The following is a 19,488-nucleotide window of genomic DNA, read 5'->3' as shown; positions in this document are numbered from 1 at the left end:
CCGCGCGGTCAAGAAGGCAAAAGCCCTGAGACGCGCTGAATTTGCAACCCTTGTATCCCGCCCTTCGCGATCATGCCGCATTGCAGCAACATTGATCATCGATTATGGGGAAAAATCCAAGACAAATTCACGCGGATTGCCCCAAAGTCGAATGCCGCACAGGCGCTTTGATCAGAACCCGGCTTTTATCGCTGAAACGGCTTAACCATCGCAGCGATGCGCATTGCCTTCGGCATGGTAAACGCCGCAATGCGGGCATTTTTCCAGTTCATGGGCAATCGGCCTGGTTTGCTTTTTCTTTTCCTGGCCGGTTTGCTTGGGCTGTTCGTTGCTTGAAACCTGTTTGCCGCGATTAAACAGCTTGAAGCCTTGCCAGACGACAACGATGATCAGCGCGGTGAAGAGGATTTTCGAAAAACTCAGCATATCAGGTCCCAAAGCACGGATTTATCTGCGACATCTGTAGCAGGCATGTCGTTCTTATATTGAAGTTTGACCGAATTAGAAACCGGGCAATGCCATAGGGCTGCGCAAAAGGGTATCGGTTTGCGGCAAATAGGCCCCGCCTTCATCATGCAAAACGATCCCGCGCCGCATGGTTAATGGCGACGCAACGCCCTTACGCGCCGAGACAATCACACGCAAGGGCGCCTCGGCATCCACTTTGCTCCAGATCGGATAAACCGTCATGTCACCGGCCCGTCCATGCAACAGACCAATGATCCGGTCCAAATGATCGGCGCGGTGTACTAGCGTAATCCGTCCCTTTTGCCGCACCATCTTAAGACAAAAGGCAATCCAGTCCTTAAGGTTTGCAGTGCCTTCCTGATGGGCCTTGGCGCGGCTTTCATTGCTGGGTCGCGTGCCCCCGGCATAATAGGGCGGGTTAGAAATGACCTGATCAAAGCTTTCCGCCATCAGCGGCAGGCGACCATCATTGATATCGCCATGGATGGGCGTCACACGCCCCGCCAGATCATTTTCCATCACGTTGCGGCAAAACAGCGCATACAGATCGTCTTGCAGCTCTACACCAGTCACCTTCGCCGTTTCCAGACGGCGGGCAACGCAAAGCCCGGCCGTACCGACAGCCGCCCCGACATCGAGGATATTTTCATCACGACGGGAATTGATCGAAACCGATGCCGCCAGCAACACAGCATCCACCGCTGCCCGATAGCCGTCGACCGGCTGCTTGAGCACCACCGATCCGCCAAGAAGAAAATCATGGCTGATGCGTTCTTCGGGGAAGTCGGGCACTTCAATGCGTGTGGCTGCATTCACCATCGATTGTCCTGATCTGATTGACCTGTTACTCGGACGTCATCGCGTCCGACGCATCACGCTTTGCGTTATGCGCATCCAGTTCGCGTCTGGCAACATCAAGAACGTATTTCGCACGACTTTCCGCATCACCATCCACCATCAGACGCCGTGGCAAGGCACCGATGGACCCCTCGATAATACTGGCGTGATAGTCAAAGATATGGCTGTCGATGCCCTCATCGGCCAAAACAGCCTGTGCCCAGCTCAGTTCGATGGGATCGTTACTGCGAAAAAGTTCGATCATCTGCATTTTCCTTCAAACTGTGATCTGGTCTTGCATACGTTCTGAAATAAGAAGAAATCCAAAAAACGATAATATCTCTATAATGTAGGCGTTTGTGGCGATGGTTTTCAAAACACTCTGCAAGAAACCCTGAATTATCTGTGGTTCAAGCTTGATCTGAACCGCATTTGTCCACTTGACCACAACAGCTTGGCCTATCTATGTTGAGGCCGCCTGCTGTTATTTGCAATCTTCGCCCACGCAGGCAGCGAAGATGCCATTTGAGAAGTCGGAATACAGCGTGACCAATACCGCACCGCAGCCAAAGACTCAGCCGAGCCTTGATTCACTGGTCAACCTCGTTGATGGCGACATGAAGCGCGTCAATCAGGTGATCATCGACAACATGCACAGCGAAGTCGCCCTGATTCCGCAATTGGCCACCCATCTTGTCGCGGCGGGCGGCAAACGCATGCGCCCGATGCTGACACTGGCATCAGCACGGCTTTGCGGGTATGGCGATGGACCGCACGCTGTGAACCTTGCGGCCTGCGTTGAATTCATTCATACCGCGACCCTTCTGCACGATGACGTGGTCGATGAAAGCCAGCTGCGCCGTGGCCAGGCATCGGCAAATGCCCTGTTTGGCAACGAGGCCAGCGTTCTGGTCGGTGATTTCCTGTTTGCGCGCGCCTTTGTCGTGATGGTCAAAACCGGGTCGCTGCGCGTTCTTGATATTCTGGCACAAGCATCTGCCGTCATTGCCGAGGGCGAAGTTCTTCAACTTTCGACCGCCAATGACATGGGCACCTCCGAAGAGGCCTATCTCGAAGTGATCACCGCCAAGACCGCAGCCCTGTTTGGCGCGGCATCCCAGATTGGTGCGGTGATTGCCGAACGTTCGGCCGAGGATGAAGAAGCCCTTCGCCTGTATGGCATTTACCTTGGCACCGCCTTCCAGCTGATTGACGATGTTCTGGATTATTCCGCCCATCAGGCAACCCTTGGCAAAACCGTTGGCGATGATTTCCGCGACGGCAAGGTGACACTGCCGGTGATCATTGCCTATGCCAATGGCGATGAAGACGAAAAGGCCTTCTGGCGTCGTTGCATGGAAGATCAGGACTTCCAGGATGGCGATCTGGATCGTGCGCAAACGCTGATCCGCAAGTATGATGCACTCGATGCATCAATGGATCGCGCCCGCGAATTCGGCGAAAAGGCGATTGCCACCCTGTCCCGCTTTGACGATGGCGCGATCAAGGATGCAATGGTCGAGGCAGTCGAGTTCTGCATTTCGCGCCCATACTAATCGATATTCCCGTTGCGCATGCCGGGGTCACACCCGGACGGCGCAAAAATATCTTGCGTCGCCTGCGATAAACCATTATCACCCGGCTTCGCAGAATGACGGAGCGTAGCTCAGCCTGGTAGAGCACTGTCTTCGGGAGGCAGGGGTCGGAGGTTCGAATCCTCTCGCTCCGACCATCATTCAAAGGCCCTGAAACGTTTATGCGTTTCAGGGCCTTTTGCGTTGCAAGTTCAGTTTCTATTCGAAATGCGGCAAGGCAACGCCAATGACATTCAGGCGCAAGCTTGAAAGGACTCCGACCTCGATCTGGCGGACCTGGACCGATGGTACGGAGCCTGCGGCAAAGACTGGCGTCGGTGAGTCGCTATAGGTCACCATGCCATGCGCCGGAAGCAACGGGAACCCTGTTTCAGGATCTCGCGGCCCGGAATAATAGGCAGGGCCGCTCCGAATGGAATGCCAGTTGTCCCCATCCGCATTCAAACGAGGACCATGCACTGCCTGCCCGGGTACAGCACCGCCATTTAATCCGCCATCCGGCCTTGGATAGCCCGTTACCGGATCCCTCGGCCCGCGGTAGGACGGGTAATCCACGAAGCCCGGCAAGAATCCGGGGACATTTACAGGATCCGGCGTCGGGACGTTGCCGGCATTTGTGACCGATGCCAGTTGCGGTATCAACTGGGCTGGCATGCTTGGCATGGGGTAACCTGTATTCGGGTCACGCGGACCGCGATAACCTGGATAGGCCTGATATCCCGGCAGCAACTTCGGTTCGACATACGGTTTGGGTGTCGGGACCGGATTGGTTGCAAGGGATGGACTACGTTGCGGTGTAATAACAGGCATCGGGTACCCGGTTGCCGGGTCACGTGGCCCCTTGAAGTCCGGATAGTCAATAAAGCCCGGCAAAAGATCTGGTGCCTGAACGGTCTGGGCTGTTGGAACCGGATTTTGGACCTGTCCCGGGATTTTTTGCGTCCCAAGCTGTGGCACTGGATACCCCGTGCTCGGATCGCGTATCCCGGTATAGTCGGGATAATCGACATAGCCAGGCAAAAGCGATGGCGCTTGAACCGTTTGCGGGGTTGGGGCGACAACCACTGCAAGACTTGGAATTTTCATATCCGGCATCACTGGCATGGGATAACCGGTGTTGGGATCACGTTTTCCGGTGTAGTCCGGGTAGTCGATATATCCCGGAAGCATGGTTGGTACCTGAACCGTTTGTGCAGTCGGGACCGGGTATTGAACTTGCGTCGGAATCAACTGAACCGGGACGGATGGTGTCGGATAGCCCGTAACCGGGTCACGCGGCCCGACATAGTGTGGATAATCTATATAGCCGGGCAATATTGGGGGTTCGGTCACGGATGCGATCTGTGGCGGCACAGGAACGTTTGCAAGACCTGGGACCTTCTGGGTCGGCATCGGTGGAACCGGATAGTTTTGGCCAGAGATTGACGCCCCCACCAGTTTAGGCGGCTTTGCCCCCTTGGAGGTCTTGCTGGCCGACGCCACGACCCGGTTCGCCTTCTTTTTGGTCATCCGTACTTTGGGCTTAAGCGTATGGCGTGTCGGTGTAACCGGCTGTGTCACCGTTTGAACCGGTTGCGTTGTGGTGACGACAGGCATCACCGGTGTGGAAATCAGATTGTTCGTCGAAGACCCAGACGGACATGCATGGTTATGACAATATCCATATGCATTCCCGTTGGGGCGGGCCTGCACATCAAAAGCAACAACCGTAACCCCCATCAGCAGGGCATATTTTAGCGCGGCCTTGTAGTTGATTGTGATCATCTTCGGGCCTCTTCCTAAAACTGTATCACGGCTTGCAGCCAGAAACGGACCGGCGAGCTTCTGTAATCTGCCTGATTGCCAAGCGATTTTTTCTCTTCGCTTTCGGTCAGCTGGTAGCCAAGCGACGCATTCAAAAAGCTGCTGTCTGATACCTGCAGGTTTGCCAAGACCCCGATACTGGCCAAACTATTACGGTGATTATCGACCCCGGAAATATCGGTATGGTCTTGCTGGCTAAGTGAATAGTCCACAAAGGCACCGACCTGCGCCGCGCCCGGTAACAGATCCTGATCCAGGTCATAGCGTATATCGCTGTTTACAACGAAACACTGGTCTGCACTGACTTCTCCAACAGCGTAGCCCCGGTTGCTGTCAGGCCCACCAATACTGCAACGCATCAGCCCGTCGAGGTTTTGGGTTGAGACCTGCAACTTGCCTTCGACATAGCCGTTAAAGCGATTCCCGAATTCCTGCAGCCGACTGGCATGAAGCTCGGCGACGCCAAACCCGCCCTCGGTTTTGCCAAAATCGGTTCCTTCGGTGATATCAACGTGGCCGGCAAAAAAATGCGCCGCAAAGGATGTAACACCTGACAGATCGGCATGATCACCATGGAAGGTCATTTCTGCGACATCGACATTACGCTCGTAATCATCATAGTCGTCATATTCGTCTGCCATGACAGAACGGTTGAGGCTTGCCGTGACACTGACCGTGGTATCGCGCAACAACATCAACGGATAATAAGCACGCACTCCGAAAACAGTGCCCCAGCCATGTTCGTTGCTGGTGTTGTATTCGTCGCGCATTGCATAATCCATGTAACTTGCAAGCGCCCCGATCTTCCAACCAGCCGATCCAAGCGGCACATCACCGTCAACACCGACATATCTTTGGGCTGATCCGGACGTGGAGAATGTCAGCGACAGAGCCTCATGCCCACCAAACACATTTTCGCTGCGACCGAATGCCGTTGCACGGTGGATGCCGGTGCCATAGAAGCCGGAATTGTCATAGCTCAGAAGCGCTGTCAGGGGTTCTGTCTGATAGATATCGACGCCAAGACGCCCTGTCCCGACCTCTGTCCCGGGGAAAATACGGCTTTCAACATGGACACCGGGCAGGTCTTCAACAATGCGCAAGGCGCGCTCGTATTCGTGACGCTCGATTGGCGATCCTTCGGTGATTTCGCGGGTCAGAATTCGTTTGATATAGTCAATCGACACAGTGTCGTTGCTGTAATCATCAAGAACAATGCCATCCTTATCAAGATACCCTTCAAGCACCCAGAATGCGACGCGCCCGTCCACGATTTCCTGGGGAGGAACAACCACCTGTGCCGCAAGAAAACCGCGTTGATGGTAGACATCACTAACTGCCAAGGCCGCATCTGACAGATCAGCCGCCGTCAATGGGCGTTTCAGAAACGCTTCAATGACCTGTTGAAGCTCGCTGTTTTCAACATTGTCATTGCCATAAAACAGCACTTCGTTGATGACGATGGTTTCAGGTCCGACACCCGGTATCGAACCAAGCTGCTGGAACCTTTTTAATTCTTCAGCCTTGCGGGCGTTCACCACGTCCATGGTTGGCGTGGTTAGACGGGGTGCGAAATACCCTCTAAGAAGTTCGCCGGAATTTACACCTGTTGTTGTCGGGCTTTGCTGAGCAAGTGCTACAGATGAATAACCGGTTGTCAGCAACAAGGTAGATGCGACACTGGCTGCAACAAACTTCATCGCCCTGCCCGCACAGGCCTGCATCGCCAGCTTCGTGTGTATCATCTAGCACCCCAAGTACCCCAACCACCGAGAAAGTATAACTAATATACCTTAACGTATAGAATCCAAGTCTTGCACACCTTTTTTAGGTGTCACGAAACCGGATTTTATTTGTACGAAAATTTTGCCGGGCCGGACGCAAAAATTGCTGATTTATGCTTGATCCAAGCCAAAAGAAGGGATAAACCTCCGCCCACTGACGGAGCGTAGCTCAGCCTGGTAGAGCACTGTCTTCGGGAGGCAGGGGTCGGAGGTTCGAATCCTCTCGCTCCGACCATCAGTCGGGCGGTCTTTCATTGAAAGGCCGCCCGTTTTCGTTTTCAAACGATTTCTTCCCCTGTGTTACGTCGAAATGACGCCATCTGTTGCATTTGCAATATCGCAAGACAGCATCGTTCGCCTGAATTGCAGCAACAATCACCCGGACATGCCCCTGGCGTCACACAGAATCCCGATCACGAATCCCCCCACAATAATTAGGGTGATAAAACCAAAATCCCCTAAGCCGCGACGATCATGCAGCTTTTTGACGCGGAATTTTCAAACGGCATGAATGTACGCCAAATGCGCATTCCCGTGCTGAATTCCTGCTTTCCACGCCAGACACGAAGTTTTCTTTTCGCACTGCAAAAGGATATTTTCTTTCGCAAACGGTGAAACAAACTTGCTCATCCTTGCGAAATACGCTTATGCTTCGCCCTGCAACATAAAAATCGGGGAGAATACCACCCAATAATAAAAGCAAAAGGTGGTGGTCGGCCTCACGTGGTATTACCAATTTCGGACTTCTTAGGGAGGAAGACGAATGACTTTTTCTAAAATGCTTAAATCCGCAACTTGTGCGGCCGTTCTTGCTGCGGTCGCGGTTGCGGCAGTACCTTCTGATGCGGATGCCCAGGATCGCGTTCGCTGGAAAATGGGCTCGACCTATCCGGGCAGCCTGACCCAGCTTGGTACGCTTGGCAAACGCGTCGACGAGAAGATCGACCAAGTTTCTGGCGGCAATATCAACATCAAATTCTATGAGCCGGGTGCACTTGTGCCGGCACTGGAAGTTTTCGATGCGGTTTCGACCGGCTCGATTGATGCGGCCTTCTCCACCCCGGGTTACTGGGCAGGTAAGGTTCCGGCCCTTCAGCTTTTCGGTGCCGTTCCGTTCGGCCCGCAGGCAGGTGAATATCTGGCATGGGTCAAATTTGGCGGCGGCCAGGAAATTTTTGACAAGCTTTATGCCGAACATGGCATCAAATCGCTGTTCTGCGGCCTGATCGCACCGGAAGCATCTGGTTGGTTCTCCAAGGAGATCAATTCGCCGGAAGACCTCAAGGGTCTGAAAATGCGCTTCTTCGGTCTTGGCGCGAAAGTGATGGAAAAACTTGGTGTGTCCACCCAGCTTCTGGCCGGTGGCGACATCTATCCGGCACTTGAACTTGGCACGATTGACGCGACCGAGTTCTCCATGCCGGCGATTGACTTGAAACTCGGCTTCCACCAGGTCGCGAAGTACTACTACTTCCCGGGCTGGCATCAGCAGTCGACCCTGTTCGATCTGATGATGAACAAGGAAAAATGGGATGCGCTTTCCGATACCCAGCGTGCCCAGATCGAGTCTGTCTGTAACGACAACCTTGCATATGGCTTTGCAGAAGGTGAAGCGATCCAGTTCGACGCCCTGAAAGAACTTCAGGAAAAAGGCGTGAACATCAAGAAATGGTCGCCGGAAATGCTTGATGCCATGCGTGGTGCCTGGGAAGAAGTCGCAGCCGAGCTTTCAGCTGAAGATGCGAACTTCAAAATGGCTTATGAAAGCCTCCAGAGCTTCCGCGAAAACTACAAGATCTGGAAAGACATCGGTTATCTCGATTAATCCAACAGGTCTGAACGACTGTTAAGTCAGTCGACAAAAACAAGTCTCGGCAAGGCCGGGTGCTCCGTGCCCCGGCCTTGACCGCGATAAGAAGACCCGGGAGACCTTCTATGGAAGCGCTACTGAAATTTAGTGACATCATTGATGCCATCGTGACCCGTGTGGGAAAGTGGGCAAGCCTGCTTGCGATACCATTGATGATTGTCATCCTGTACGACGTGATCCAACGTAAATTCGGCGGTCAGGGATCCATCAAGCTCCAGGAGCTTGAATGGCACCTGCATACCGGCCTGTTTATGCTGTGCTTTGGCTTCGCCTATATTCGCGATGCACATGTTCGTATTGAACTTATCCGCGACAACCTTCGCCCCCGTACCCGCGCGATTGTCGAGATGATCGGCGGCATCATTTGCGTGCTGCCATTCTGTGCTTTGGTGCTGTATTTCGGGTTTGATTTTGTCGCCCGTTCGTTTGAAAGCGGCGAAGTATCGGCTTCAACGACGGGTCTGACCCATCGCTGGATCATCAAATCAACCATTCCCATCGGCTTTGGCCTTCTCGCCATGGCGGGGCTTTCGATCTTCCTGAAATGCTTCGTCTATGTCTTTGGCCCGACCAACCTGCATAAGCGCGCAGGATACTATGTCGGGACCCACCATCTTGAAGAACTTGGCACTGCCAAGATCAAAGACTGAGCGGAACGGGGATAATTCCAAATGGATAACTTCTATATCGAAGACTGGTTTCCGCTGTTCATGTTTGCCTCGCTCGGCATTCTTGTCTTCACGGGACTTCCGGTTGCTTTCGTCATTTCCGGCATCGGGATCGGCTTTGGCTTCCTGGGCATGGCCTATGACGTTTTCTCGTTTATTGAATTTTTCAATATCGTTTCACGTATCTGGGGCGGCATCTCCGAAAACATGGTGATGGTTGCCGTGCCGATGTTTATTTACATGGGCACGATGCTTGAAAAAAGTGGTGTTGCAGAAGATCTTCTGGAATGCCTCAACATGCTGCTGCGCAAAGTGCCGGGTGGTCTTGCGCTTTCGGTGACTCTTATGGGTACCATCATGGCGGCAACAACCGGCATTATTGGCGCATCCGTTGTGATGATGACCTTGCTGGCGCTGCCGGTGATGATGCGTCGTAATTATGATCCGTCACTGGCCACCGGGACGATTGCGGCATCGGGGACGCTGGGCATTCTGATCCCGCCATCGATCATGCTGGTTCTGATGTCCGACCTTCTGTCGGTATCGGTTGGCAACCTGTTCCTGGCGGCGATCCTTCCGGGTCTGATCCTGGCGGGTCTCTATACCGTCTACATCTTTGTGCGCTGTCAGTTAAATCCGTCGCTTGCCCCGCCGCTTCCCGAAGGCGAAGCCATCCATGGCAAGGATCTGGCGATGATGGTGGTGCGCAGCTTCGTGCCGCCAGTGTTCCTGATCGTCCTTGTTCTGGGCTCGATCTTTGCCGGTTTTGCCACCCCGACCGAGGCCGCAGGCGTTGGCGCGGTTGGTGCGACCTTCCTTGCACTGGTCAAGGGTCGCCTTAAATGGCCGGTCCTTAAGGATGTCTGCGAACGGTCTGCACTGACCGGCGCGATGCTGTTCTTCCTGTTTGCCGGCGCGACGGTGTTTTCCTATGTGTTCCGTTCGCTGGGCGGTGATGATCTGGTGATTGACCTTGTTGAAGGTGCCGGACTGGGATCGTGGGGCATCTTGCTTTTGCTGATGCTGATCGTCTTTATCCTCGGCTTCTTCTTTGACTGGGTCGAGATCACCCTGATTGTTCTGCCGATCTTTGCACCGGTCATTGCCCAGCTTGATTTTGGGCATCACCTTGATATCGGCGGCCTTGAAGCCACCGAGGCACAGGTTCTGACCTGGTTTGCGGTCCTTGTGGCGGTGAACCTGCAAACAAGCTTCTTAACGCCACCGTTTGGGTTTGCCCTATTCTATCTCAAGGGTGTGGCGCCGAAATCCATCACCATCCAGCAGATCTACAAAGGCATCATTCCCTTCGTACTTCTGCAGGTTCTGGGTCTTATCCTCGTGATGTACTTCCCGGAACTGGCCCTGTGGATGCCCAATACGCTGCTTGAATAGCGTGGCGTTTGGATAAGAACTGACAAAGGGCGCTGTCGGCAAGACAGCGCCCTTTTTGTTTGGGCAACGAAGGCCCAAAAGAAAACCGCCCGGATTACACATCGGGCGGTTTTGACTTCAAGATCATCGTGCTGACAGGCGAGATCAGTGATGCAATGCCCGTTCACCCGGAAGCTGCAACATACGGCCCATCAGATAATCGACGTCATCGGAATCGAACTCGACCCCAAGATCACCGTACTGGGTCAGAACCCGTTCGATCATCCTGCGGGAATAGCGTTCCTTGTCATGTTCTTCACCGTCAAAGGAAGTTTCGCGGGCAACTTCAATCGCCGCACGAACACCGGGGAAGAAATGTTCTGGCATGCCTGCCTTGTTATAGATCGCTTCAAGGCCGAACGGACCACTGTCATGAATAAGAATACGGGTATTGATCAACGAGACACCCGCACGTTTCGCCAATGCGGCCTCGAAAAAGGATACATCGCCCATGCAAAGTGCGCGCAGGATCAGACCGCTGGTCAGACGCTTGTTGTTATAAAGATGTTCGACAAGAAGTTCGACATCGCGTTCTTCAACCCCGTCACCAAGGAGCCCGATGGTCGCGCTTTCCTGCGACTGGGTCATGACGGCGTTAACGATCCCCTCGGGGATGTGACCGCGCGAAATCAGTTGCGAGCGCATCCCTTCGGACACCAGTGTCACCATGCGTTCGGCAATCGTGATCGGCAGATGATTGCGTTCGATCATCGGTTTCTGGATGCGTTCATTGTCGCCGAAATCATCAACGACCTTTTGCAGGGAAACCTCGCTGATTTCGGCACCCTGGTTTGACATCAGGTCGACCATCACGTCTTCATGGCCGATATCGACCAGCGTTGCCGAAACGACTTCGGAAACATATGACCGCGAAGCGATCGCACGCTGCTTTTCGACACTATCGGCATTGTCACCGATGATGTCGACAAGGTCGTCGTCATTGAGAACTTCGGAAAATTCAAGAACCGGAAGCGCAACCTCGTCCACATCGCGGGCCAGCGTCGCGGCAACGTCGTGGGGCACCAAAGGCGTCTGGGCGAGGTTCTTGGCAAGGGCCTTGCGCACGCGGACTTCCGCGTCACGGATCATCAGACGGAAAATATCTTCGGCCAGAACACGTTCGCTGTCAGTCAGGGTCTCGGTCGTGAATTCACGACTGATCTTGTCGGCCGTGTCCGCGCGATTTTCCCCTGACGGGTCCTGAACCAGCTTGCTCAGATCTTCTTTGGTGATACGTGGCAATAGATATCTCCTGGCACGCTTCTCATATGGCTGCCAAATTTCTGCGCAACATTATACTTCTGGCAGGAATTCGACAAACATATTTTCCTTAGTTGGGGCACAAGGTCCTGATTTTCAACCATCCTGTTGATCAATTGTCGAACCGGGACATTCCGCGTCCCTGATGGATTTCATCAAACCTTCTGCCACAATGGCGAAAACACACTATTTCAGTCTTAAGCCTTACACCAGCAATCAGAAGCATCTGAAATCTGGCAAATTTCGACAGCTCAGTCGAAAAATTGACTAAACTCAAATTTTTCACCATCACACTATGATAGATCTGGTTACCAGTTTTTGAAGATCAAGCGATCTTGTACTTGTTCGACGCATAACAATATCCCGCGTTGACCTTGCGTTTACCCACAGATGCGCCAAAAAGTGGTGCATTGTCCCGATCACCGGGAACATCGAACTAAGAGAGAGGCTCAATAATGACGTTTTCGCGCAAACTGGTTCTCGTTGCCAGCTCCATCGCCTTCCTGTCTGCCGCCCCTGCGATTGCTGGTGATGCGGAGAAAGGTGAAAAACTTTTCAAGCGCTGCGCTGCTTGCCACAGCCTTGATGCTGGTGTGAACAAGGTCGGCCCAAGCCTTGCGGGTTCGTTCGGTCGTGAATGCGGCACGGTTGAAGGTTTCAAATACGGCAAGGGTTATCTTGCTGCCTGCGAAAAAGGCTTTGTCATCGACGAGGCGTTCCTTAACGACTACCTCAAGGACCCGTCGGCCAAGCTCAGTGAAATCGCGGGCTCCAAGGAACGTTCCAAAATGGCGTTCAAACTCAACAAAGATGAAGATGTTGCCGACATCATCGAGTTCCTGAAAGCTCAATAACACTTTCACGATCTCGCAATACGAAATGGCCGGAGCAAACTGCCCCGGCCATTTTTGCTATTTGCGATCTCTTTACAATCTCTGGCAATGCGTCCTGGGTATTCCAGATGCCTGTTGCACAGGTACGCTATGCCGCCTCGCGCCGACGCAGAAGTTCTTCGCCGACCGCACGCATCTGCTCCACCGTTGCGACATCCAGGGTCGCGGTGACTTCAAGATCACGATCTTCATAGACGTCACGGTCCGGGTGTTTTTGCGCCCAGTCTGCAACGGCCTGATCGCGTTCGCGGATCAGTTGTTCAATCTGTGGCCGGAAAAGCACCATCATGCCCGACACCCACCGATTGACCGGCCAAGACGGCTGGGCATGGTCGATGACAAAACCATCAAGCATGCCGATAACGTCTTCGGCGTCATACCAGACTTCGCCGGTGACCCACCGATTGGTGGTAAACAATCGCTGGCAAAAGCCGAACTCATCCATCGAGAACGCGATCAGGTGCGAAAGCGCATCGTTCGGTCCCTCGGGATAAGCGAACCCTTCGATCTGTTTGGGTTTGCAGCCATCGGGCATCCCGCGCGGACGCATGAATGTATGGAAATGTCCGTGCTCGTCCCAGTCCCGGCGTTCTTCTTTGGGATGGGCATGATAATAGAACTGCGCATGTGACTGGCGATCATAGACATCGCCTTCGGGGTAGTGGTTCCATTCATAGAACGTCCCCGATCCCTTGATCAGTTCACCGACGATGTTATCGCCCGTCGCCGTCAAAACGCGGTGACATTCCATAACATCGCGTCCCGCGGCCAACATCTTTTCAAGCTGATCTGTCGGGATAGACGCCAAATCGAGTTTGTCTTCAGTCATTTCTTTACCAACATCGTTGCGATCCACCCGTTATTCCTTTTGCACAGAATAAGGCGGTTTGCGACCGATCACGCCAATAAACCCCTTTCAACAGTTAGTGATTTGATGGCGGTTTGCAACAATCGTCTCGGGCGATCAGTGATCGCGCATCACCCGAAAACCAATCAGGATGTGCTTGAGATATTCCGGGCGGGCGTGACGGGCGGCCGGGCGACAAACCCCGCACCCGCGATCATCCCATGATCCGCCCTTAACTGTGCGATAGCCTGGCTGAGAAGACGAAGACGTCCATTCAAACACCTGCCCGACACCGTCAAGCACACCATATGGCCCGGCCTCGAACTGGCCGACAGGCATGGTATCAAACGGTCCGCTATCAGCACTGTTCAGGCGGCTTGCATCAAAAATATTTCCCCAAGGGTAAAACGTACCATCCGGGCCGCGCGTCGCCTTTTCCCAATAAAGCTCGTCGGGCAAGTGCCAGCTTTCACCCGTCTTCTCGCTCAGCCAACGGGTATAGGCGTTGGCATCCTGCCACGACACCAGAACGACCGGATGATTGCCACGCCCGCGCGGGGGACGACCATCATTCCAAAGGAACGGCACGATGGTGTCATAGTTATAAATCAGCCCCTGACGTTCCCAGTCTTCCTGACTGATCGTTGGTGCGGGATGGCCGGTTTCTTCGACGAAAACCGCATACTGGTCATTGGTTACCGGTGTTTTGCCGATATCATAGCCCAAAAGATGAACGCGCCATTTATCGGCTTCGAGATCATACCAACGGTTACGGCGGCTGATGTCATGGCCATAGACCTGCTCGTCAATCTGATAGGCATATTGCCGTTCGACTGAATCGGATCCCTGCCAGAACCAGCCAGACGGAATGTCGACCGTCTCGGGAATTCCATTACCTGCCGCCTCTGCGTTTCCCGCAAGGCCAACAACGCACGCAACAGCGCAGAACTTCCAGATTTCTGCGATACGATCCCCGACTATCATACAAACTTCCGTCCTGATGGGCGGTGCGGCTCACGCTTTATTCAAACGAAACCCCAACTTAAGCCCCCTTTATAACTGACCCCAAGATGCTGAACTTTTGCCGCACTTTCAATCGGTTTGACAGTTTTTAACCGGTATTTGTGACATGCATTTTATCTAATGGGCTTCTAATCAATTGTAGGCAAACACCTTTTTGAACACGACGGTCTCACACAACAGTGAAACCATGTGACGCCGCTTCGGTGAAGAATTGGATCATAGTGCGCTTACCGATGGGCGATGGAACGCCCCGGATTGAACTTACCGGATCTTCAGAGAGGCACGACATGACCAAGAAATCCATGACTTTCGCACAAAAGGCACTCGTCCCGGCGATGGCAATCGGCACCAGCCTTGCCATGGCAACACCTATGGCGATGGCGACCCCGCTTCCGGCACCGACCGCCGAAGTGGCAAGCTGCGCACCGTGCAGCCCGTGTGCAGCCAATCCTTGTGCCGCAAACCCCTGTGCTGCGAACCCTTGCGCTGCGAACCCGTGTGCCGCCAAAAAAGTGGTTAACCCGTGCAGCCCGTGCGCGGCAAACCCGTGCGCAGCTAATCCATGTGCTGCGAAAAACCCGTGTGCGGCCAATCCATGTGCTGCGAACCCGTGCGCAGCAAAGTGATGATTTGATCCGTCCCAACGGCAACGGGGGCGATGCAGTTGCATCGCCCCCGTTTTCTATTCAAGCAGAAAGGCCGTCAAAGCCTACTCGCGAACGACCATGACCGAACAATCGGCATGGCGCACAACGCGCGCAGCATTCGGCCCCAGAAGGTAATCCTTCAGTTCCGGGCGGTGGGATCCGATCACGATCAGGTCGCAATTGGTTTTCTTCGCTATCTGAAGGATGACCTCGTAAACCGTTCCCTGGCCCACGATGTGCTGCACCTTGATGTCTGAGGGAATATGTTCAGCCACAAATTGGTGCAGACGTTCGTTATAGGCTTCAAGAACCTTGGTTTCGTAGCCCTTCGGGAAGAATTGGCCAACCATCGACATTCCAACCGTGGGCACCACGGTCAGAACATGAAGGCGCGCGCCAAAGCTTTGCGCCTGCTTGATCGCAACCGGTACGGCCTTCTTCCAGGAAGACTCATGATCAAGATCTACTGTGACCAGAATATCCTTGTACATGTTCAATCTCCCAGTCAGGCCGTACCAAGCGCGTCTTCACTGCGCTTGCGTCGGCGTTGAAGAACAATGATCCCACCCAGCAACAGGAAGGCCGGGATAAAGAAGACTTCCTTGGCCGGACGATCAGCCTCGACCTTTACCGCGGTGATTTCAAAGTCGAAATCAAGACCGGCTTTCTCAGCCGGACCAGCAAAGACCAGATCGTCGATATAGATACGACCATCTTCATTCCGGATACCGATACCGGCGTGATAAAGGCGATCCTCACCCGCACCTGCCGGACCAAGCGGCAGCATCACGGATTTGGAAACCTCATCCCCTTCTATGCTGATGCCTTCGACATCCAGAAGGATGTTGGATTCAGGCGGCATGTTGGCGGCATCTTCGACAATGGTTGTCGCCGGCAGGTTTTCATATGGCGGCGCAATCATGTCGAGCCAGAAACCCGGACGGAACAAGGTGAACGCTATCAACAGCAGTGCCGCACTTTCCCACAGCTTGGACCGGGCAAAGAAATACCCCTGCGTTGCTGCAGCAAAGACCAGCATGGCGATCGTCGAAACAATGATCACCATCACCACATCCAGCGGATGATCCAGACCGATCATCAGAAGTTGCGTGTTAAACAGGAACAGGAACGGCAGAACAGCTGTGCGCATCGAATAGAAGAACGCAACCAGACCCGTCTTCATCGGATCAGCCCCCGATACCGCGGCGGCGGCAAAGGATGCCAAACCGACCGGCGGGGTCACATCAGCCATGATGCCGAAATAGAAGACGAACAGGTGAACAGCGATCAACGGCACGATCAGTCCGTTTGCCGCGCCAAGTTCGACAATCACCGGTGCCATCAGGCTCGAAACCACGATGTAGTTCGCCGTGGTCGGAAGCCCCATGCCAAGGATCAGGCTGATCACCGCGGTAAAGATCAGGATCAGCATCAGATTGCCGCCCGAAATCAGTTCGACGAATTCAACCATCACCTGACCGATACCGGTCAGTGACACCGTGCCAACGATGATACCCGCAGCGGCCGTTGCCACCCCGATACCGATCATGTTGCGGGCACCGGTGGCAAAACCGTCAATCACGTCGATCAAGCCAAGCTTAAGATCGTTGGAAACATTACGGCTTTTGCGGAAGATGCCCTTGGCAGCATGCTGGGTCAGCATGATGAAGATCATCAGAACCGTTGCCCAGAAGGCGGACAAGCCCGGTGATTTCAATTCAATCATCAGGAACCAGACCAGAACCACAACCGGCAGCAGATAATGCAAACCAGCCTTGGCGGTTTCACCCAAAGGTGGCAATTCGACCACCGGCTGGTTGGGATCATCCATTTCAAGGTCGGGATATCTTGCCGCGTAATAAAGCCCTGCCAGATAAATCGCAGCGCACTCGAGCGCGACAATCCAACCAACGGCATCACCAAATAGCTGCTTCTGGAAGACAATGGCGTAATAAACCAGCCCCGAAAGCACAACGAGTGACAGAACAAACAGAAGCGATCTGATCAGCGTCTGACCAAGGGTCGAGGTCACCCGTTTCGGCAGGCCCTTCATGTTCGCCTTAAGCGCCTCAAGGTGAACAATGTAAATCAGCGCGATATAGGAAATCGTTGCGGGCAGGAAGGCATGCTTGATGACTTCCGGGTACGGAATGCCGACATATTCCACCATCAGGAAGGCCGCAGCCCCCATCACAGGCGGCATGATCTGACCATTGACCGAGGATGCGACTTCCACCGCACCGGCCTTCTCGCCCGAGAAACCAACGCGCTTCATCAGCGGAATGGTAAAGGTACCGGTCGTCACAACGTTGGCAATCGAGGAGCCTGAAATAAGCCCCGTCATCGCCGATGACAAAACAGCGGCCTTTGCCGGGCCACCACGCATGTGACCGAGGGCGGCAAACGCCACCTTGATGAAATAGTTGCCGGCACCCGCCTTATCGAGAAGCGATCCAAACAGGACAAACAGGAACACAAAGCTGGTTGATACGCCAAGCGCGATACCAAACACGCCTTCGGTCGTGATCCACTGATGCGACATCGCCTTGGAGAAGCTCGCCCCACTCCATTGCAGAACGTCGGGCACCCACGGCGCATTGCCAAAGAAGACATATGCCAGGAACACCATCGCAACGATCATCAGGGGCGGGCCGAGTGCGCGACGGGTTGCCTCAAGCAACATGACAAGGCCAACGCCAGCCGCAACAAGGTCGCCCGTCGTCGGAAGCCCGGGACGATCCGAGATTTCACGATAGAAAATGTAAATATAGGCCGCGCAAAACGCGCCAACCGCCGCCAGCACCCAATCCATGATCGGGATATAACTGCGCGGCGAATTCTTGAAGGCCGGATAGGCCATGAAGGCCAGGAAAATTGCAAAAGCGAGATGGATCGACCGTGCCTCGGTCGAGTTCAAAACGCCGAAATTAAAGATAAATGGCAATGGCGAGGCCAGCCAAAGCTGGAACAGTGACCATGCAACCGCAAGCCACAGCAATATTTTCGCCGTCAAACCACTTGGCTGACGGGCCCCTGTATCATTTTCCGCAATCAGGTCCTGCAGCCCCTGATCGACGGACACATTTTCCGTATTCTTGTCGTCAGTCATCACAAACTCCCGGTCACTACGAAAGCCATTTGAACTGGGGGTCCAGAAACAAAAAGCCTCCGTCGACACACACCCGGTCCCCTACGGAGTACTCCAACACCTAAATAACGGTGTTCATTTTATTCAATTTTTGTGAGCAAACCCGTCGGGCGCAAAAGAAAAACGGAGGGCGATAAAACGCCCTCCGTCCCAAGCCTGATTACATCAGGCCAGCTTCTTTGTAGTACTGAGCTGCGCCGTCATGCAGCGGAGCCGACAGGCCGTCCTTGATCATTTCTTCTTTTTTCAGGACTTCAAATGCCGGATGCAGCTTTTTGAAGTCGTCGAAGTTTTCAAAGACTGCTTTGACAACGTTGTAGACGATGTCGGCATCGGTGTTGGTCGAGGACACAAAGGTCGCACCGACACCAAAGGTCACAACATCATCCGGGTTACCACGATACATGCCACCCGGGATGGTGGCAGCACGGTAGTAGGGGTTGTCAGCGATCAGCTTTTCAATTTCCGGGCCAGCAACTTCAACCAGAACCGAATCACAGGCAGTAGTTGCTTCCTGGATCGAACCGGACGGGTGACCAACGGTGTAGATCATCGCGTCGATCTTGTTGTCGCAAAGCGCCTGGGACTGCTCAGCCGGCTTCAGTTCGGATGCCAGGGAGAAGTCATCAAGAGTCCAGCCTTTGGCAGCAAGAACGATGTCCATGGTGCCGCGCTGACCGGAACCCGGGTTACCGATGTTCACGCGCTTGCCTTTGAGGTCGTCAAAGGTCTTGATGCCGGCATCTGCACGGGCAACAACGGTGAACGGCTCCGGATGGACGGAGAATACAGCGCGCAGGTCTTCGAACGGACCCTGGTCTTCGAATTTCGAAGTACCGTTATAGGCATGGTACTGCCAGTCAGACTGGGCAACACCCATGTCCAGCTCGCCGGTACGAATGGTGTTGATGTTGTAGACCGAACCACCCGTGGATTCGACCGAGCAACGAATGCCGTGCTCTTTGCGATCCTTGTTCACCAGACGGCAGATCGCGCCACCGGTCGGATAGTACACACCAGTCACACCACCGGTACCGATGGTGATGAAACGGTTTTCCTGTGCCGAGGCCTGACCGGCAAACAGCGAGGCGCCAGCAATCGCAGCGACTGCACCCGCTACAGCGATAAGTTTTTTCATTAGGATTCGCTCCCTTTTTACACCCTATTATCAGGCATTCAAATGTTCGACATCGAACAACTGAATCAAACGG

The 19,488-nt window shown here is 53.9% G+C and carries 17 protein-coding genes and 2 tRNA genes; 7 read left to right on the top strand and 12 right to left on the bottom strand.

Going from position 1 to position 19,488, the window contains the following annotated elements:
- Positions 1–201: 201 nt before the first annotated feature.
- The 3 genes from AUQ41_RS13715 to AUQ41_RS13705 all read right to left on the bottom strand — a co-directional run bounded on the left by AUQ41_RS13715 (position 202) and on the right by AUQ41_RS13705 (position 1,570).
- Positions 202–426, bottom strand: a complete 225-nt coding sequence (locus AUQ41_RS13715; RefSeq protein WP_063088891.1) for a hypothetical protein — start codon at positions 424–426, stop codon at positions 202–204.
- Between the two features lie 75 nt (positions 427–501).
- A complete protein-coding gene (locus AUQ41_RS13710) occupies positions 502–1,287 on the bottom strand; it encodes a tRNA1(Val) (adenine(37)-N6)-methyltransferase (RefSeq protein ID WP_063088890.1) in 786 nt (261 codons plus the stop codon).
- Positions 1,288–1,312: 25 nt separating this feature from the next.
- Positions 1,313–1,570: a DUF2007 domain-containing protein gene (locus tag AUQ41_RS13705; protein ID WP_063088889.1), complete on the bottom strand. Its 258-nt coding sequence runs from the start codon at positions 1,568–1,570 to the stop codon at positions 1,313–1,315.
- Positions 1,571–1,823: 253 nt separating this feature from the next.
- On the opposite strand from AUQ41_RS13705, the gene AUQ41_RS13700 reads away from it, so the two are divergent.
- Together AUQ41_RS13700 and AUQ41_RS13695 are read left to right on the top strand one after the other, a co-directional pair.
- A complete protein-coding gene (locus tag AUQ41_RS13700; RefSeq protein WP_143588781.1) occupies positions 1,824–2,861 on the top strand; it encodes a polyprenyl synthetase family protein in 1,038 nt (345 codons plus the stop codon).
- Positions 2,862–2,960: 99 nt separating this feature from the next.
- Positions 2,961–3,037, top strand: a tRNA-Pro gene (locus tag AUQ41_RS13695).
- Between the two features lie 61 nt (positions 3,038–3,098).
- On the opposite strand, the gene AUQ41_RS13690 is transcribed toward AUQ41_RS13695, so the two are convergent.
- Together AUQ41_RS13690 and AUQ41_RS13685 are read right to left on the bottom strand one after the other, a co-directional pair.
- On the bottom strand, positions 3,099–4,664 hold the full coding sequence (locus tag AUQ41_RS13690; protein WP_063088888.1) for a hypothetical protein: 1,566 nt from the start codon (positions 4,662–4,664) through the stop codon (positions 3,099–3,101).
- Positions 4,665–4,678: 14 nt separating this feature from the next.
- A complete protein-coding gene (locus AUQ41_RS13685; RefSeq protein ID WP_083952952.1) occupies positions 4,679–6,448 on the bottom strand; it encodes a ShlB/FhaC/HecB family hemolysin secretion/activation protein in 1,770 nt (589 codons plus the stop codon).
- A gap of 197 nt (positions 6,449–6,645) precedes the next feature.
- Between AUQ41_RS13685 and AUQ41_RS13680 the strand changes: the two genes are divergently transcribed.
- The 4 genes from AUQ41_RS13680 to AUQ41_RS13665 all read left to right on the top strand — a co-directional run bounded on the left by AUQ41_RS13680 (position 6,646) and on the right by AUQ41_RS13665 (position 10,420).
- A tRNA-Pro gene (locus tag AUQ41_RS13680) sits at positions 6,646–6,722 on the top strand.
- Between the two features lie 528 nt (positions 6,723–7,250).
- Positions 7,251–8,312 (top strand): TRAP transporter substrate-binding protein, encoded by a 1,062-nt coding sequence (locus AUQ41_RS13675; RefSeq protein ID WP_174713873.1) that lies wholly within the window; start codon positions 7,251–7,253, stop codon positions 8,310–8,312.
- Between the two features lie 110 nt (positions 8,313–8,422).
- Positions 8,423–9,007 (top strand): TRAP transporter small permease subunit, encoded by a 585-nt coding sequence (locus AUQ41_RS13670; RefSeq protein ID WP_008889658.1) that lies wholly within the window; start codon positions 8,423–8,425, stop codon positions 9,005–9,007.
- Between the two features lie 21 nt (positions 9,008–9,028).
- Positions 9,029–10,420, top strand: a complete 1,392-nt coding sequence (locus AUQ41_RS13665) for a TRAP transporter large permease subunit (RefSeq protein WP_063088886.1) — start codon at positions 9,029–9,031, stop codon at positions 10,418–10,420.
- Positions 10,421–10,564: 144 nt separating this feature from the next.
- On the opposite strand, the gene AUQ41_RS13660 is transcribed toward AUQ41_RS13665, so the two are convergent.
- Entirely contained in the window at positions 10,565–11,701 is a 1,137-nt protein-coding gene (locus AUQ41_RS13660) for a DUF2336 domain-containing protein (protein WP_063088885.1), read from the bottom strand.
- A gap of 473 nt (positions 11,702–12,174) precedes the next feature.
- Here AUQ41_RS13660 and AUQ41_RS13655 point away from each other — a divergent pair, with 473 nt between their 5' ends.
- Positions 12,175–12,573: a c-type cytochrome gene (locus AUQ41_RS13655; protein ID WP_063088884.1), complete on the top strand. Its 399-nt coding sequence runs from the start codon at positions 12,175–12,177 to the stop codon at positions 12,571–12,573.
- A gap of 127 nt (positions 12,574–12,700) precedes the next feature.
- On the opposite strand, the gene AUQ41_RS13650 is transcribed toward AUQ41_RS13655, so the two are convergent.
- The 6 genes from AUQ41_RS13650 to AUQ41_RS13625 form a co-directional block, all read right to left on the bottom strand.
- Entirely contained in the window at positions 12,701–13,468 is a 768-nt protein-coding gene (locus tag AUQ41_RS13650) for a hypothetical protein (protein WP_083952658.1), read from the bottom strand.
- Between the two features lie 108 nt (positions 13,469–13,576).
- Entirely contained in the window at positions 13,577–14,443 is an 867-nt protein-coding gene (locus tag AUQ41_RS13645) for an SUMF1/EgtB/PvdO family nonheme iron enzyme (RefSeq protein ID WP_063088883.1), read from the bottom strand.
- Between the two features lie 208 nt (positions 14,444–14,651).
- On the bottom strand, positions 14,652–15,152 hold the full coding sequence (locus AUQ41_RS20740; protein ID WP_063088882.1) for a hypothetical protein: 501 nt from the start codon (positions 15,150–15,152) through the stop codon (positions 14,652–14,654).
- Positions 15,153–15,191: 39 nt separating this feature from the next.
- A complete protein-coding gene (locus AUQ41_RS13635; protein WP_063088881.1) occupies positions 15,192–15,620 on the bottom strand; it encodes a universal stress protein in 429 nt (142 codons plus the stop codon).
- Between the two features lie 14 nt (positions 15,621–15,634).
- Positions 15,635–18,238 carry a TRAP transporter permease gene (locus tag AUQ41_RS13630; protein ID WP_063088880.1) on the bottom strand — a complete coding sequence of 868 codons (2,604 nt, stop codon included), beginning with the start codon at positions 18,236–18,238 and terminating at the stop codon, positions 15,635–15,637.
- A gap of 199 nt (positions 18,239–18,437) precedes the next feature.
- A complete protein-coding gene (locus AUQ41_RS13625; protein ID WP_008889649.1) occupies positions 18,438–19,415 on the bottom strand; it encodes a TAXI family TRAP transporter solute-binding subunit in 978 nt (325 codons plus the stop codon).
- Positions 19,416–19,488 lie beyond the last annotated feature (73 nt).

It is taken from the genome of Thalassospira sp. MCCC 1A02898, from assembly GCF_001618185.1.
Taxonomy (GTDB): domain Bacteria; phylum Pseudomonadota; class Alphaproteobacteria; order Rhodospirillales; family Thalassospiraceae; genus Thalassospira; species Thalassospira tepidiphila.
Note: the sequence above shows the minus strand (reverse complement) of the source record. Positions and strands in the feature narration are given on the sequence as shown.